A 14,734-nucleotide genomic window follows, 5' to 3' on the forward strand; every position below is an offset into this window, starting at 1 on the left:
GAGGGCGACCGGTCGCGCTCAGAACGCGCTGCTACAGAACATTCAAGCATTGAATTCACTCTTGACCAAGTACCCTTCCTATTGAGAGAAATATCATGACTTTAACCAGACGCCACACACTGAAAGCGATATTGCTCGCCTCTGCCGCTGCGGCCGCCCCCGGAATAAGTTTGGCAAATACCAGTGCCTCCCGACGAGCGATTCCCTGGAAAAATTGGGCTGGAACCCAGAGTTGTACACCGGCCTTTAGATCGACCCCCAAAGGAATTAATGAACTGGCATCGGTAATTAAGTCCTCTACAGGATCGATTAGAGCGGTGGGATCCGGACACTCCTGGTCGCCGCTGGTACCGACTGACGGAACTCTACTGTCCCTGCGTCGCTTTAAAGGCATGCTCGGATACGATAAAGAAAAGAACCTGGTGAAGTTCGGAGCAGGGACCAAGTTGAATAAAGTCGGACCGGCGCTGGAAGAGCAGGGTATGGCCATGTGTAATCTGCCCGACATTGATGAACAGAGTCTTGCAGGGGCCTTCGCCACCGGCACACATGGTACCGGTTTGGAGCTGCCCGCTTTGCATGATTGCATTGAATCTCTGACGTTGGTGACGGCTGGGGGCGACGTTGTTGAGTGTAGCCGAACCCAAAACGCAGAATTGTTTGATGCGGCGAGAGTCTCCCTGGGTTCACTGGGCATTATTGCGGACTACACGCTCAAAACACCGGATCTTTTCCGCGTGGAAAGAAAGTATTGGCTGGAGGATCTGGATTCCATTCTGGACCGGGGGGAGCAACTGGCACGAGATCATCGCCACTTTGAGTTCTTCTATATCCCTTTTTCGGATACGAGTTATTGTTTTACTACCGATAAGACAAACAAGCCGATAACCGAAGTACAACCTGAAGACGACAGCGTGGTGGAAACCATGAAGAACTTGCGTGATACGCTTTCGTTCAGTACCACGGCTCGTCGTGTGGCTTTGAAGGCGTTAATGAAAACGGTGGATCTGCCACCGGATTATGTCGAGGTTCCCTGGAAAACCCTGTCCACCGAGCGTACAACACCAGTATACGAAATGGAGTATCAGTTACCCCTGGAGGCTGGGCCTCAGGCGATGCGCGAGGTGGTCGATTATATTGAAACAAATCATCCGGAGTTTTTTGTACCGCTTGAATACCGTTATGTCGATGGTGATGACGCCTGGATGAGTGAGTTCTATGGCCGCAAATCCGTTTCTATTTCAGTGCATCGATATCGTGAAGGGGACGATCCCTGGAATGTATTTACCAAGGTGCAGGAGATATTCCGCAAGTACGAAGGCCGGCCACATTGGGGCAAGGTTCACAATTATACCTATCAGGATCTTAAATCGGTGTACCCAAAAATCGATGAGTTTAAAAAAATCCGGCAGGAGCTGGATCCGGAAGGAAAGTTTTTAAACGATCACGTTCGGGGATTGCTCGGATTGGAGGCTTAGTCTTGCCGACAGGGTGACTGGTAGGGTTAATGGTGTGTCGCTCAGTGCCCCTTTTTCGGGGGCACTACTGTGGCGGCTTCCAGTCCGCCATACCGTACCTGGACAGTATCTCCTTCAAGCCGCCAGTCTCCCGCAAATTCCTGATCCCCCTGGCGAGAAGCTCGGCAAGTTGAGCGCTGTCATTGCGAGTCGGTGAAACAACCAAATAAATATTCATCTGATTTTGCACCTTACCGGCGAAACGAAAGCCCTCCGAATGTCTCATTTTTCTTGCGGTATAGGTGACAACCTCCGCCACATCCAGATAGGTATCGATACGGCCGGCATTGAGCATCATCAGACCGCGTTTACTGACATTCTCACCATCGATGATATAGACCAATCCGTTCTCTGGATGAGCCGCGAGATATCGGTTTAACAGCCCGATATCATACCCTTTTGGTACTCCCAATCTGCGGGACAGCAGGGACTCCACTCCTGAGTAGCGCCAGGGGTCGTCGGCTTTAACCACGAAGGAATCATAGACCAGGCCAACGGGCTCAGGAGGATACACACCGCCAGGGAATTCATCCCTGCTGGAGCCCAGAAGTATATCTGCCTGACCGTCTTTTACTTCGCGAATAGCACGAACCCAGGGCAGAGCGCGGTAGCTGGTCCGGTATCCTTGCGGCTCCAATATCTGTTTTGCCACTTCGGTGATGTAACCGGGGCGAGAGGACCTTGGTGAGCAGGTAAAGGGACACCAGACGTCTGAAACCATAGCGATAGGTTTTGAGGGCTCAGCCGCACCCCATGCCACTGTTGTCAGCGACCAGAAGAGTATGGCGACAATCTGTCCATTAACAGCCTTGATCATTTGCAACTTCTAGATCGCTTGGAGTGAGTCTAAGTATAGACGGAAGTCGCGAAAACCTTGATTAATGAATCCCGGCAATAGAGGCTACGAGGACTGACCAGCGCCAGTCAGGGCCGCCACCGACTGGTCCCAGTTACGTCCCTCAAACAGGTGCGGTTCAAGCCTGTCCACCTCAACACCCTCCAGGCAGCGAATATTCACCATCCATAATCCGGGGTCTGACCTTGGGTTGGTAAATGGATGAATACCACAGTGTTCGCAAAAATGATGTTTTGCGGTTCGCGTTCCGAATTGGTAGGTGCAAAGCGCCTACTTCCCTGTGGTGATTCTTAACAGGTTGGGGCCAGTCTGGCATCAAATCTCTGTGTAGGGGTATTGGTGATGCTAAAGGAATAATCCGATTTCTACCTATAATTAAGTTCGGCTCAAAAAATAATTTCCGACACTTTTAATTCATAAGATATTGATAATAAAGGCGTATTTAAGTTTCTGTGGTCGGGTGAGGTCAAATCAGTACTGTTCCAATTGGTTGACTCTCAATTTTATATTGAGTTAGACTCAAAAGCATCAAAAGAGCCAACCACGAGAATCACCATGTCAGAACTGATCCAGGAACTCTCACCCAATGGCGTACTGCGCCTGATGATGAACCGACCGGAAATTCACAATGCGTTTGACGCTGAACAGCAGCAACGTTTGATTGATGCCCTGGAGGGGGCCGCGGAAAACCCGGAAGTGAAAGTGATTGTGATTGGCGGGGAGGGCAAGAGCTTTTCGGCCGGTGGTGATATTCATTACATGCGCAGCATGGGCTCCAATACCTATGAGCAAAACCTGGCAGATGCCGGACGGCTGGCAAAGCTGATGAAGACATTGAATTTTATGCCTAAACCCACCATTGCCCGGGTTCACGGTGCCGCTATGGGCGGCGGTGTAGGACTCGTCTGTTGTTGCGACATTGCCGTGGGTACTCCGAAAGCCAGACTGGCACTTAGTGAAATCAAAATCGGTATGGTTCCCGCCACCATCGCGCCTTATGTGGTGCGCTCCATTGGTGAAAAGCCGGCACGACGTTTCTTTATGACCGGTGAAATGATCAACGCCGAACGCGCTCAGCAGGTGGGTTTCTTAAGTGAGGTGGTAGCAGAAGACGCACTGGACGACCACATTGAAGAGATTGCCGGCATGTTGACGAACAATGCCCCCGGCGGATTTGTCAAAGCCAAGTGGATCATCAACGAAGTCCATGACAAGGAGATCGACGACGAGGTGATCTCAACCACCGTGAAATTTATCGCCGACATTCGTGATTCCGATGAAGGTCGCGAAGGGTTGAGTGCGTTTCTGGAAAAACGCAAACCCAATTGGCAAGCGTAAAACGTGTGAATACAACTTTGAACAGAGATTTAAGTGAGGAGCGAGCAATGAGCGATAACAAAATCGTGCGGGTTGCCAATGCCCAGGGCTTCTGGGGTGATACCCCACTGGGTCCCAGGCGCCTGGTGGAAGAAGGGCCGGTGGACTATTTGACGTTCGATTATCTGGCCGAGACCACCATGAGCATTATGCAGAAGCAACGGGCGCGAAACCCGGACGCGGGCTATGCCATGGATTTTCCCAAAATGGTGGGTTCCGTTATCAAAACCTGTCAGCAGAAGGGCATCAAAATTATTGCCAATGCCGGAGGGATCAATCCTTCGGCCTGTTTGGCGGCCACAAAAGCGGTGATACAGGAGCAGGGCGTTACGGGCGTGAAAATTGCGACGGTCGAGGGTGATGATATTCTCGAACGCCTGGACGAAATCATCGACGGCGGGGAAAAACTCTCCAACCTTGATGATGGCTCAGATATTGCCACGATCCGCGACAAAATCAGCAGTGCCAACGTTTACATCGGTGCCCGATCCATTGTCGACGCCTTAAAAGAAGGCGCCGACATCGTTATTACCGGCCGTGCGACTGACCCGGCACTGGTAGTGGCTCCGCTGGTCTATGAGTTTGGCTGGTCCATGGAAGACTACGATAAATTGGCGAGTGCCACTGTTATGGGTCACATCATGGAGTGTGGCGCCCAGTGTACCGGTGGTAACTTTGTGGGCTGGAAAGATGTGAAAGATTGGGCCCGCATTGGTTTTCCGGTTATCGAGGCCTCACAAGACGGCAGTTTCGTTGTCACCAAGCACGACAATACCGGTGGTATGGTGACGGTCGACACCGTGACCTCCCAGCTGCTCTATGAATTGGGTGATCCACAGAATTATCTCGGCCCTGATTGCATCGCTGACTTTACGACCATTCAAATCAATCAGGCAGGCGAAAACCGCGTTGCTGTTTCCGGGGTCAAGGGACGCGCGCCGACGTCGACTTACAAGGTATCGGTAGCTTACGAAAACGGCTACAAAATTCTCGGCACTTTGTGTATTCCCGGTCCCGACGCTGTTGAAAAAGCCCATGTTGTCGCCGACATGATCTTCGACAGGGTGGGAATGCACGGCTACGACATTCCTGAAGAAAATCGTTTTGTTGAACTGTTTGGTACCAATGTGTTGTACAAAGGTGTCGTGCCTGCCGATGAACAGCCGCACGAGGTGATGTTGAGAGTAGGTGCCATGGGTAAGGACAAGCGTGCGTTGAATACCCTGGGTATTGAGCTGGCACCTTCCATTACCTCCGGGCCTCCCGGGCTGACCGGGTTCGCTGGCGGTCGACCAAGAGCCACCGAGGTGGTGGGCTATTGGCCGGCATTGATTGACAAAGAGCTGATCAACACCCGCTTTTACATTGAGGAGGCCTGATCATGGTGAACGTAAGACTGTTGGACATCGCGTACGGCCGTTCCGGTGACAAAGGTACAGGCAGTAATGTCGGTATCTTTGTAAAGAGCGAGGCATTGTACAACTATCTGGAGGCGAACCTGACTACTGCGGTTGTGAAGGAGCACTTCCGGGAAATCTGCAAAGGGGAGGTGACTCGCTACGAGTTGCCAAACCTCAAAGCCCTGAACTTCATCTTGGAAGACTCACTCAGTGGCGGTGGATCGGGAACCCTGATTACCGATGCTCAAGGCAAAACTCACGGCATGGGGTTGCTGCAGATGCGTATGGACGTACCCGACGAGCTGCTTGAGGCTTAATGAGTCCAGCTCTATGAACGCAACTCAGTCGTTAATGGATGATCTCAAGCAAAAGGTCAGCACCTTGCCCAAGAGAGTCATCTTTCCGGAGCAATCTGATCGTCGTGTCATCGAGGCGATTAAAACACTGCAGGCTCAATCGCTCTGTGAACCTGTTCTGTTGTCGCCAAGTGACGAGTTGGAGGTGGAGGTTCTCACTCATCGGGAAGATGCTGACTATTGGTACGAGCAGGCGCTGCGAAGTCTAACAGATCGGTCCGGCAAACATCGTCTGAAGGTTGACGAGGCCAGAGAGGCGCTCAAGGAGCCGCTGCTTTTGGCGTCTGTGTTATTGCGAGTGGGCTATGTAGACGCGGGTGTTGCCGGGTCTTTGGCCACCACCGCCGATGTATTGCGAGCGGCGATTAAAGGGGTAGGGTTGGCTGTGGGAACCCAACTGGTCTCCAGTACCTTTTTAATGGAGTGGCCGGACAAGGTGTTCACCTTCGGAGATTGTGCGGTCAATCCCCGTCCCAACGCACAACAGCTTGCACAGATTGCGATAGACAGCGCCGCCAGTCATTTCGCATTGACCGGTGAGAAACCCAAGGTGGGGTTGTTGTCGTTTTCCACCAATGGATCGGCGCAACACGAGGATGTCACCACCGTACGGCAGGCGCTGGCGTTGGTTCGAGAGCAGGCGCCGGATCTGGATGTGGATGGAGAACTGCAGTTTGACGCCGCTCTTTTGCCGACGGTGGCTGCGAAAAAAGCACCCGGCTCTCCGGTTGCCGGAGACTGCAACGTCTTTATTTTTCCGAACCTTGGTGCCGGTAATATCGCCTACAAGATTACCGAGCGACTGGCGGGCGCCAACGCCATTGGTCCGGTTCTTCAGGGCACTGCAAAACCCTGGCTGGATCTGTCGCGTGGTTGCAGCACTGAGGACATTGTCAATACTGCGGTCATTGGATCGCTGCTGGCACATCAACAAGTTGGAGTGTAGCTATGGCTATATTTAAAAAAGTTCTGATCGCAAATCGAGGAGAGATTGCGCTGCGGGTACTGCGCGCGTTGCAGCAGTTGGACATTCCGTCTGTGGCAATCTATCACGACAGCGACAAACATTCGCCGGTCGTTCGCCAGGCGGACGAGACGGTGGAAATCGTTGGTGAAAGCCCGACGGCGGCGCATTTGGATGTGCAGCAGATTATCGATATCTGCCAACGCCTGGGTGTTGACGGTGTGCATCCCGGTTACGGATTTCTGTCCGAAAACGCCGGTTTCGCCAAAGCGCTGGCAGCGGCCGGTATTACCTTTATTGGGCCCTCAGCAGATGTTATTGAACTGATGGGCGACAAGATTACCTCGCGCAATTTTGTTCAGGAGAGTGGTTACCCGGTGCCTCCATCGCTAACGGTGGACAGTACCCTGCTGGACAAGAGCCGTGACGAGATAGAGAGCCTGATCAACTCTGTGGAAGGCATGAAATTCCCATTGGTGGTGAAGGCCTCTGCCGGTGGTGGTGGCAAGGGGATGAGCATTGTCAACTCTATTGACGAGTTGGAAGGGACGCTGCGTGTTGCGTCTTCTGAGGCGCAAAAATATTTTGGGGATGACCGCGTTTATCTGGAGAGATATTTCTCCAGCGCTCGTCATATTGAGGTGCAGATCCTGGGCGACGGCGTCGAAGCGATTCACATCGGCGAACGAGAATGTTCGGTTCAACGACGCTTCCAGAAGATTGTTGAAGAGGCGCCCTCGCCAGCCTTTGGTGAAGAAAAACGCATGGAGATCTGTGAGGTGGCGGTGGGTATCGCCAAGTCCGCCAACTACAGCAGCGCCGGAACCGTTGAGTTTCTGTACACACCGGAGGGCGAGTTTTTCTTCCTGGAAATGAATACTCGTATTCAGGTAGAGCATCCGGTAACGGAGCTGGTGTACGATGTGGATCTGGTTGCCGAGCAGATACGGATAGCCGCCGGCAATTCATTGTCTCTGCGTCAAAATGACATTCAAAAAGACGGCCACGCAATCGAATGCCGACTGTGCGCCGAGGATGCCTTTAATGACTTTATGCCGGAGACCGGAAAAGTCCTCTACCTTAAGGAACCGGTGGGAGAGGGCGTTCGGTTTGACAGCGGCTTATACGTAAACCAGGCGATTACCACTGCCTTTGACCCGATGCTGGCAAAGCTGGTCGTCCATGCTCCGACTCGGGAACTGGCCATTGAACGCTGTATTGCTGCGCTTAAACAGCTGGTGCTGTTGGGTATCAAGGTCAATACCGAGTATCTGGTCAAGGTGCTTGAACATCCTCAATTCCGTTGCGGCGATATTGACACCGCTTTTGTAAATACCCATGCGCAGGATTTGATCGCTGAGGAGCCCACTCGGGAGCAACAACAGGTGGTGCTTGCGGCGGCTTACCTGAGTGACAGGGCGACACAGTTGCTGTTGGAAGCAACACCAGAGCCCTACGCGGCCATCGGCCACTGGCGAAACTAAAACAGAGAGGGGAAAACAATGCAGCCCATATATACGCTGAACGACAACGAGCACAAGGTTACCCCCCTTCGCCGTAACAGTCAGATAACTCTGGATGTGGACGGCCACAGCTTTGATGCCCGTTTGCACTGGCATGATGCCCATCATGGGGAAATCACCATCAACGGTGCTCCGCATGAATTTTACGCGGCGCAGGATGACAATAAGCTGTTTATTCACTTTGACGGCAAGGTCTGGAATCTGACGTCGGTGGATGAATTTTCAAGTGCCAGTGAGGGGGCGGACAGCGCCGGTGCTGTGACCGCGCCCATGCCCGGTGTCGTGGTCGAGGTTTATGCACCGGTTGGCAGTCGTGTTGAGGAGGGGGATGCGGTGCTGATTATCGAAAGCATGAAGTTGCAGACCGAAATCAAGGCCGCTGTTTCCGGGGTGGTGAAAACCATTGGAGCGCAAGCGGGTGCCAGTTTTGATAAAGGCGCGGTGCTGATCGATATCGACGCCGACGAAGCCACTGAATCTTGAGGAATCTGTACCGTGCGTAGAATCAAATCCAATATCAATACCAACTCCTCTGAGTTCAAGGAGTTCAAGCAACACAACCAGAGCCTGTTGGCCGAGTTTCATCGTCGCCAGGAAAAAGCCAGACACGAGCGCCCCCAGCGCGACCTTGATCGGCTGGCAAAGCAGAACAAGATGCTGCCCAGGGAGCGTCTGGAGTTACTGCTTGACCCGGGCACGCCGTTTCTGGAGTTCTCCTCGCTGGGTGCTTGCGAAGCCTACGACGGCGCCGCGCCAAGTGCCAACTGCATCACCGGTATCGGTATTGTCGGTGGGCGTGAGGTGGTGATTAATGCCTCCGACAGTTCCAACAAAGGCGGCGCCTGGTTTCCACTGACGGCGAAGAAAATTGTTCGTGCGCTGGATATCGCCATTGAGAACCGTCTGCCGGTGATTCATATGTGTGACAGCGCCGGTGGTTATCTGCCTTTGCAGTCCGACCTGTTCGGTGACAAGTACATGTCCGGTCGGATTTTTCGTAACCAGACTCAACTGTCCAAACTGGGCTGCAAGCAGCTGGCTCTGGTTTTCGGCCATTGTACAGCGGGCGGTGCCTATACCCCGGGTTTGTCTGACTACTCGGTGATCGTTAATGGCACTGGGGCGGTTTTTCTCGGCGGACCGCCTCTGGTGAAGGCGGCCACAGGCGAAGATGTCACCGTTGACGAATTGGGCGGAGCCCGCATGCACACCAGCGTTTCGGGAACCTGTGACTACTATGCGGATAATGAACGCGAAGCGATTGCCATCGGTCGGGAAGTGGTTTCCCAATGGGAGCAGCCGCAGAAATTTGCGCTGCAGCGGGAAGCGCCGGAAGATCCCTATTACGACCCCAGTGAACTCTACGGTATTATTCCCAACGATATCAAAAAACAGTTTGATATTCGCGAGGTGATCGCACGTATTGTCGACGGCAGTCGTTTCGCTGAATATCAACCTGACTATGGCACCACCATGGTGTGTGGCTTTGCCAATATCTGGGGCTACAAGGTGGGCATTCTGGGAAACAACGGCGTTCTGTTTAATGACAGTACACTCAAGGCCACGCACTTTATGGCGCTGTGTAACCAGAACAATGTGCCACTGGTGTTTTTGCAAAATATCACCGGCTATATGATCGGTAAAGAATACGAACAGCGAGGCATCACCAAAGACGGTGCCAAGATGCTGATGGTGCAGGGGGGCGTGGACGTACCCAAGTTTACGGTAATGACCAACGGCTCCTTTGGTGCGGGTAACTACGGCATGTGCGGACGCTCCTGGGACGCACGCACCCTGTTCGCCTGGCCACAGAGTCAGATTGCGGTGATGGGATCGGATCAGGCGGCCAATACCCTGGTCACCATCAAGGTCAACCAGATGAAGCGCGAAGGCATTGAACCGACGCCTCAGGAGCTGGAAGAGATCCGGGCAGAGGTATTGCGTAACTACGAAAACTCCACCAGCGCCTATGCCACCAGTTCCGAGATCTGGGATGACGGCATTATCGATCCGGTGGATACACGCAATGCGCTGGGTATGTCTATTTCGGCATCCCTTAACGCGCCCTTCGGCGGCACCCAATACGGCGTTATGCGCTACTGATTAACAGAGGACATCATCATGACAGCGTTTACTCTAACATCCGAACAACAACAACTGATGGACCACGCCGATCGGTTTGCCCGTGAGCAGCTGTTACCGCTGGCGGAGAAAATGGACAACGAAGAGTGGTGGCCCGAGGACGTTATGCCCCAGCTGGGCGAACTGGGCCTGCTGGGCATCACGATTCCCGAGCAATACGGCGGTACCGGTATGAGCATGATGGATGCGGGACTTATCCTGCAGGCCTTTTCCCGCTATAACCACGCCTTCGCCTTGTCCTGGGTGGCTCACGATAATCTCTGCGCCAACAATATTTACAACAACGGTAACGAAGCCATTCGGGAGAAGTACCTGCCGCGCCTCTGTTCCGGCGAATGGATTGGTTGTCTGGGTCTGACGGAACCCGGAGCTGGCTCCGATGCCCTGGGTTCCATGCGAACCCGTGCAGTTAAAGACGGCGACGAATACGTCATCAATGGTTCCAAAATTTATATTACCAATGGCCCCGTCGCTGACGTTTGTCTGTTGTACGCCAAAACCGAAATGGACAAGGGCTCAAAGGGTATTACGGCGTTTGTGGTGGAAACCAATACACCTGGCTTTAAGGTGGCTCAAAAATTGGAGAAGATGGGTTTCCGAGGCAGCCAGACGGCGGAGTTGGTGTTTGAGGATATGCGAGTGCCGGCGGAAAATATCGTCGGTGTGTTGAATGAAGGTCACCAAGTCGTGATGAGTGGTTTGGATTTCGAACGCTCCATGATTTCACCCATCAATTTGGGTATCGTAGAGCGCGCATTGGAATTGTCTGTGGAATTCGCCAAAACACGTCAGCAGTTTGGACAGCCCATTGCCAGTTTCCAGATGGTGCAGTCACGGCTTGCGGATATGTACGTCTGGAAGGAAACCATGCAAACCTATTGTTGGTCAGTTTTGTCCGAGGTGTCGGGGGTTGACGAAACCCAGGCGGGGCGTGGTGAAATTCATGCGAAAACGGCGGCTTCCGTGATGTATTGCGCCAACATGTGCAATCAGGTGTTGGATAACGCGGTGCAGGTGTTTGGCGGTAACGGCTATATCTGGGAGTCGGAAATCAACCGCCTGTTCCGCTCAACCAAACTGTTGGAAATTGGTGCGGGTACCACTGAGGTTCGCAAGATGATTATCGCGGGTGAATTGCTCAAATAGGAGTCACACTCTATGAGCGAGATTCAGTTTACATATGGCATGAGTGATGCTGAGCTGGCTGAGGCCAAGACCATTTACGCTCAGGATTTGTTGAAAGGGCAGAGAGCGTTGATTACCGGGGGTGGCAGTGGCATCGGCTACGCCACCGCCTGGCTTTTTGCCCGCTTGGGTGCCACGGTTATTCTGACCGGACGCAACGAGGACAAACTGCAAACCGCTGCGGCGACACTTCACGAGCATGGTCTCAGGGCGGAATATCAAACACTGGATATCCGCGAGCCTGAGACAATCGCCACGGTGATGGATCAAGTGTTTGCCGGTGGCGGTCTGGATATTCTTGTCAACAACGCGGGCGGCCAGTTTCCGAAATTGTCTATCGACCTCAGCCCCAATGGTTGGGCATCGGTGATCAACAACAACCTCAATGGCACCTGGTTTATGATGCAGGCGGCAGCACAGCGCTGGCGAGATTCCGGTACACCCGGCAATATCATCAATATGGTGGTGGTTACGGATGACAGTATGCACGGTATCGTCCATACCTGTGCGGCTCGAGCCGGTGTTATCAAGGCTTCTCAAAAAGCTTGCGTGGAATGGGCACCCTACGATATCCGCATCAATTGCGTAGCACCCGGAGTGACGGATTCTTCAGGCATGAAGGCCTATAGCGAAGAGGCGCGTAAGAAATTTCACTTGGCCAATCCCATGCAACGCGCGTGCAGCATTTGGGATATTGCCCAGGCGTGTGCGTACCTGGGGAGCGAGGCATCCAATTTCATTACCGGAGAAGTGCTTCACCTCGATGGTGGTTCACGCCACTGGGGTGATCTCTGGACTTACCCGAAACCGGAATATTTCTCAAACCAATAGATAATAGGTGCCAGCCATGGAGAACTTTAAACACACCCGCTATCGAGTTGAAAACGGGGTGGCGGAAATCACGTTATGTTCCGCCGATGGTTTAAACACTCAGTCGGTGGAGTCCGTTAAGGAATGGGTGGCAGCAGTAACCCGTGCCAACGAAGATGACGCTGTCGGAGCCATTCTATTCGCGGCCGAAGGCAAGGGCTTCAGTGCCGGTGGCAATATGGAGGAGCTCTTCCTGCCACGCAGCTCGGGGAAAATACCCTACGACAAGAACGACCCCTATACCGGTGGTATTAATCTAATGTCCACCGACTGGGTACAGATGCTGCGTCAGTCCAAGCCTATCGTAGTGGCGTTTAACGGCTTCGCCGTAGGTGGGGGCGTTACCCTGTTTTTACCGGCAGACGTTTTGGTGGCTTCACCTCGGGCCAGCTTTCACTTTTCGTTTGTAAAAGTGGGAATTGTTGCCGAAATCTGTTCGACCAAATACTTGCCAGCACGGGTGGGGTTCGGACGTGCATCGGAGTTGTTACTGAGCGGGCGTCCGGTGGGCGGGCAGGAAGCGCACGACATTGGACTGGTGGACTATCTCTATCCCGAGGAATCACTGCTGGATGAGGCCAGAAAGATCGCCGTGAATATCGCCGGCAATCCCGCTCCCATGTTGCGAATGACCAAAGCGTTGTTGGATCAAAACAGCCTTGAGACGCAGCTGGACAAGGTATGGGAACGAGAGTCCAACGCGTTGTGGCGTTGCTTTCATATGGAAGAACACAAGGCCGCAATCAAGTCATTTCTATCAGAAGACTAGCGGATGTGCTTACCCGGTTTAAGCCATCATGGGGTATAAACCGGGTAGGACTATAAATAGGCAGAACGATTAACGCATGCGGGTAATGACCACCTTGGCAATTGCACCATCCCACTGGTACTGGGAGCGGCTCAAATCCGCCTCGCCGTGAATGCCGGGGTGGGAATAGATATACCCTTCACCCAAATCTTCAGGAGAAAAGGGAACACCGCCACACTGAGGGCCGGGGATGTTGATACACAGCTCGTCATTGGTTTCAGTGCCGGCATCATAGGCGTACATAAAGTAGGTGACTGAGCTCGCTTGTCCACGTGGCAGTTTGGCACCACGTAACGCTACGATGCCGTCGTTGGTTGGTAGCAGCATGGAAATAATACTGACCAGGCTGGCGTTGCCCACACCGGTCAATTCCAGATTGACGGATTCGCCAGGCTGCAAGAGGCCTTCAGTCGTCATAGTTTCGAAGACGTTCTCGTGCTCGTCCAACTCAAGTTTAAGGGGGGCAATATCGCCACCTTCGGCGACCCGGCCGACGCTCTCCGAGGCCTCCTCACCGACTTCAAACAAGCTGACACGACGGGTATGAGTGGCGGCGAGGAAGGGCGTGTAGACAATGCCTTTGGTGATGTTGGTGATTTCAATATCAAAGTGTCGCCCAAGGGGGTTAGCCATCGCGGTGGATACGAAACCCGTCGCGGTGATGCAGCAGGCTACCAGAGCGGCTTTTAGCTTGTTTTTCATAATATCGGCCTCGATTCTAGATACTGGGTTTTAGGTTCTGGATCTTGTAAACAACCTGCCAGAGCACGGATACCAAGGCTACGGGACCGATGTCCCGCGGGCGTCACGGATTTATCACAAAACTCTCACAATGTAGTTGCCTTTTTGTCACCCTGGGGTAAGCCATGTAGAATGCGTTGCGAACGGTCGCAGCGGCACTCACTTTTTTATGCAAATACTCTTTGTCCTGGTCGAACCCGCGGTTCCGGAAAATATCGGCGCCAGTGCCCGGGCCCTTAAAACCATGGGCTTTGACCAGCTGCGTCTGGTCAATACCGAACAACATCAGCACAAACAGGCCCGTATCCTTGCCCATGGTTCTGGCGAGGTGTTGGAAAAGGCCGATTGTTTTGATTCCTTGCCAGAGGCATTGGCGGATGTGGATCTCTCTATCGCCACCACAGCCAAACCCCGTCATGGTTGGCGCGATCTGTTGTCGCCAGCTGAGGTCCGTGATGTGATTGCCAACAAGACCTCAGAAAAAGAGGGGGATGCACTCTCCAGGGTAGCTATCGTTTTTGGTTGTGAGGAGTCCGGGCTGAGCAATGAGCAATTGGAAGCCTGTGACCTCCTTACCGGTATTCCTATGGCGGTGGCTTATCCTTCCCTGAACCTGTCTCAGGCGGTGATGCTCTACGCCTATGAGCTGAGCCGGCTCAACCCCATCCTGAAGCCGTCCGGGGCCGTCCATGTTCAGGCCCAGGACGCTCAGTGGTTGGCGTTAAAGACCAAGCTGGAGCAGTTGCTGCCGGCTCTAACCTTCGAACCGGATTCGGCACTGTATCGATGGGCTACAGAGAAGCTGGGGCAGTTGAGTACTAAAGATATAGGCTTTTTGCACAGCCTTTGCGACAAGGTGTCAGAAAAGATCAAGTAGTACTCTCTGAAAGAGTACTAGCAGGCCATAGTAACGAAAAATTTCGTGCTTTGCATCGGGTTGATTTTCACGTCGTGCTGGTATTACAGTAAAACTCATTACCATTAATGCAGAGAGT

Annotated in this window: 14 protein-coding genes; 12 read left to right on the forward strand and 2 right to left on the reverse strand. The window is 53.1% G+C overall.

All coding sequences use genetic code 11. From position 1 onward, the window contains the following. Positions 1-95: 95 nt before the first annotated feature. Positions 96-1,478, forward strand: coding sequence for a D-arabinono-1,4-lactone oxidase (locus HBA55_RS23330; protein ID WP_166996323.1), 1,383 nt, complete (start codon positions 96-98; stop codon positions 1,476-1,478). 64 nt (positions 1,479-1,542) lie between these two features. On the opposite strand, the gene HBA55_RS23335 is transcribed toward HBA55_RS23330, so the two are convergent. Next, on the reverse strand, positions 1,543-2,334 hold the full coding sequence (locus HBA55_RS23335; protein ID WP_166996325.1) for a substrate-binding periplasmic protein: 792 nt from the start codon (positions 2,332-2,334) through the stop codon (positions 1,543-1,545). A 594-nt stretch (positions 2,335-2,928) separates the two neighbouring features. On the opposite strand from HBA55_RS23335, the gene HBA55_RS23345 reads away from it, so the two are divergent. Genes HBA55_RS23345 through HBA55_RS23390 form a run of 10 tightly spaced genes read left to right on the forward strand, consistent with a single transcriptional unit; the run spans position 2,929 to position 12,959 of the window. Further along, positions 2,929-3,711 carry an enoyl-CoA hydratase-related protein gene (locus tag HBA55_RS23345; RefSeq protein ID WP_166996327.1) on the forward strand — a complete coding sequence of 261 codons (783 nt, stop codon included), beginning with the start codon at positions 2,929-2,931 and terminating at the stop codon, positions 3,709-3,711. A 47-nt stretch (positions 3,712-3,758) separates the two neighbouring features. Beyond that, positions 3,759-5,129 (forward strand): acyclic terpene utilization AtuA family protein, encoded by a 1,371-nt coding sequence (locus tag HBA55_RS23350; protein ID WP_166996329.1) that lies wholly within the window; start codon positions 3,759-3,761, stop codon positions 5,127-5,129. A 2-nt stretch (positions 5,130-5,131) separates the two neighbouring features. Further along, positions 5,132-5,467, forward strand: coding sequence for an AtuA-related protein (locus HBA55_RS23355; protein WP_166996331.1), 336 nt, complete (start codon positions 5,132-5,134; stop codon positions 5,465-5,467). 13 nt (positions 5,468-5,480) lie between these two features. Further along, positions 5,481-6,452 carry a phosphotransacetylase gene (locus HBA55_RS23360; protein ID WP_240946235.1) on the forward strand — a complete coding sequence of 324 codons (972 nt, stop codon included), beginning with the start codon at positions 5,481-5,483 and terminating at the stop codon, positions 6,450-6,452. Positions 6,453-6,454: 2 nt separating this feature from the next. Then, positions 6,455-7,954, forward strand: a complete 1,500-nt coding sequence (locus HBA55_RS23365) for an acetyl-CoA carboxylase biotin carboxylase subunit (RefSeq protein WP_166996333.1) — start codon at positions 6,455-6,457, stop codon at positions 7,952-7,954. Between the two features lie 18 nt (positions 7,955-7,972). Continuing rightward, on the forward strand, positions 7,973-8,476 hold the full coding sequence (locus HBA55_RS23370; RefSeq protein ID WP_166996335.1) for an acyl-CoA carboxylase biotin carboxyl carrier protein subunit: 504 nt from the start codon (positions 7,973-7,975) through the stop codon (positions 8,474-8,476). Between the two features lie 12 nt (positions 8,477-8,488). Next, positions 8,489-10,096, forward strand: coding sequence for a carboxyl transferase domain-containing protein (locus HBA55_RS23375; protein ID WP_166996337.1), 1,608 nt, complete (start codon positions 8,489-8,491; stop codon positions 10,094-10,096). A gap of 18 nt (positions 10,097-10,114) precedes the next feature. Further along, positions 10,115-11,281 (forward strand): acyl-CoA dehydrogenase family protein, encoded by a 1,167-nt coding sequence (locus HBA55_RS23380; RefSeq protein WP_166996339.1) that lies wholly within the window; start codon positions 10,115-10,117, stop codon positions 11,279-11,281. A gap of 12 nt (positions 11,282-11,293) precedes the next feature. Next, positions 11,294-12,151 (forward strand): SDR family oxidoreductase, encoded by an 858-nt coding sequence (locus HBA55_RS23385; RefSeq protein ID WP_166996341.1) that lies wholly within the window; start codon positions 11,294-11,296, stop codon positions 12,149-12,151. 16 nt (positions 12,152-12,167) lie between these two features. After that, the gene (locus HBA55_RS23390) at positions 12,168-12,959 is read left to right on the forward strand and encodes an enoyl-CoA hydratase/isomerase family protein (protein WP_166996343.1); all 792 of its coding nucleotides are present in this window, start codon (positions 12,168-12,170) and stop codon (positions 12,957-12,959) included. Between the two features lie 69 nt (positions 12,960-13,028). On the opposite strand, the gene HBA55_RS23395 is transcribed toward HBA55_RS23390, so the two are convergent. Next, complete coding sequence (locus tag HBA55_RS23395) at positions 13,029-13,700, reverse strand: spondin domain-containing protein (protein WP_166996345.1); 672 nt, start codon at positions 13,698-13,700, stop codon at positions 13,029-13,031. 208 nt (positions 13,701-13,908) lie between these two features. On the opposite strand from HBA55_RS23395, the gene HBA55_RS23400 reads away from it, so the two are divergent. Next, complete coding sequence (locus HBA55_RS23400) at positions 13,909-14,616, forward strand: tRNA/rRNA methyltransferase (RefSeq protein ID WP_166996347.1); 708 nt, start codon at positions 13,909-13,911, stop codon at positions 14,614-14,616. Positions 14,617-14,734: the final 118 nt, after the last annotated feature.

The organism is Pseudomaricurvus alkylphenolicus (genome assembly GCF_011683955.1).
In the GTDB taxonomy this organism is placed as follows: domain Bacteria; phylum Pseudomonadota; class Gammaproteobacteria; order Pseudomonadales; family Cellvibrionaceae; genus Pseudomaricurvus; species Pseudomaricurvus alkylphenolicus.

Bases quoted from the DNA above. Each gene is read 5' to 3' on its own strand.
- HBA55_RS23350 (WP_166996329.1), top strand. From the start codon at position 3,759: ATGAGCGATAACAAAATCGTGCGGGTTGCCAATGCCCAGGGCTTCTGG.
- HBA55_RS23385 (WP_166996341.1), top strand. From the start codon at position 11,294: ATGAGCGAGATTCAGTTTACATATGGCATGAGTGATGCTGAGCTGGCT.
- HBA55_RS23390 (WP_166996343.1), top strand. From the start codon at position 12,168: ATGGAGAACTTTAAACACACCCGCTATCGAGTTGAAAACGGGGTGGCG.
- HBA55_RS23335 (WP_166996325.1), bottom strand. From the start codon at position 2,334: ATGATCAAGGCTGTTAATGGACAGATTGTCGCCATACTCTTCTGGTCG.
- HBA55_RS23355 (WP_166996331.1), top strand. From the start codon at position 5,132: ATGGTGAACGTAAGACTGTTGGACATCGCGTACGGCCGTTCCGGTGAC.
- HBA55_RS23330 (WP_166996323.1), top strand. From the start codon at position 96: ATGACTTTAACCAGACGCCACACACTGAAAGCGATATTGCTCGCCTCT.
- HBA55_RS23345 (WP_166996327.1), top strand. From the start codon at position 2,929: ATGTCAGAACTGATCCAGGAACTCTCACCCAATGGCGTACTGCGCCTG.
- HBA55_RS23370 (WP_166996335.1), top strand. From the start codon at position 7,973: ATGCAGCCCATATATACGCTGAACGACAACGAGCACAAGGTTACCCCC.
- HBA55_RS23395 (WP_166996345.1), bottom strand. From the start codon at position 13,700: ATGAAAAACAAGCTAAAAGCCGCTCTGGTAGCCTGCTGCATCACCGCG.
- HBA55_RS23380 (WP_166996339.1), top strand. From the start codon at position 10,115: ATGACAGCGTTTACTCTAACATCCGAACAACAACAACTGATGGACCAC.
- HBA55_RS23365 (WP_166996333.1), top strand. From the start codon at position 6,455: ATGGCTATATTTAAAAAAGTTCTGATCGCAAATCGAGGAGAGATTGCG.
- HBA55_RS23400 (WP_166996347.1), top strand. From the start codon at position 13,909: ATGCAAATACTCTTTGTCCTGGTCGAACCCGCGGTTCCGGAAAATATC.
- HBA55_RS23360 (WP_240946235.1), top strand. From the start codon at position 5,481: ATGAACGCAACTCAGTCGTTAATGGATGATCTCAAGCAAAAGGTCAGC.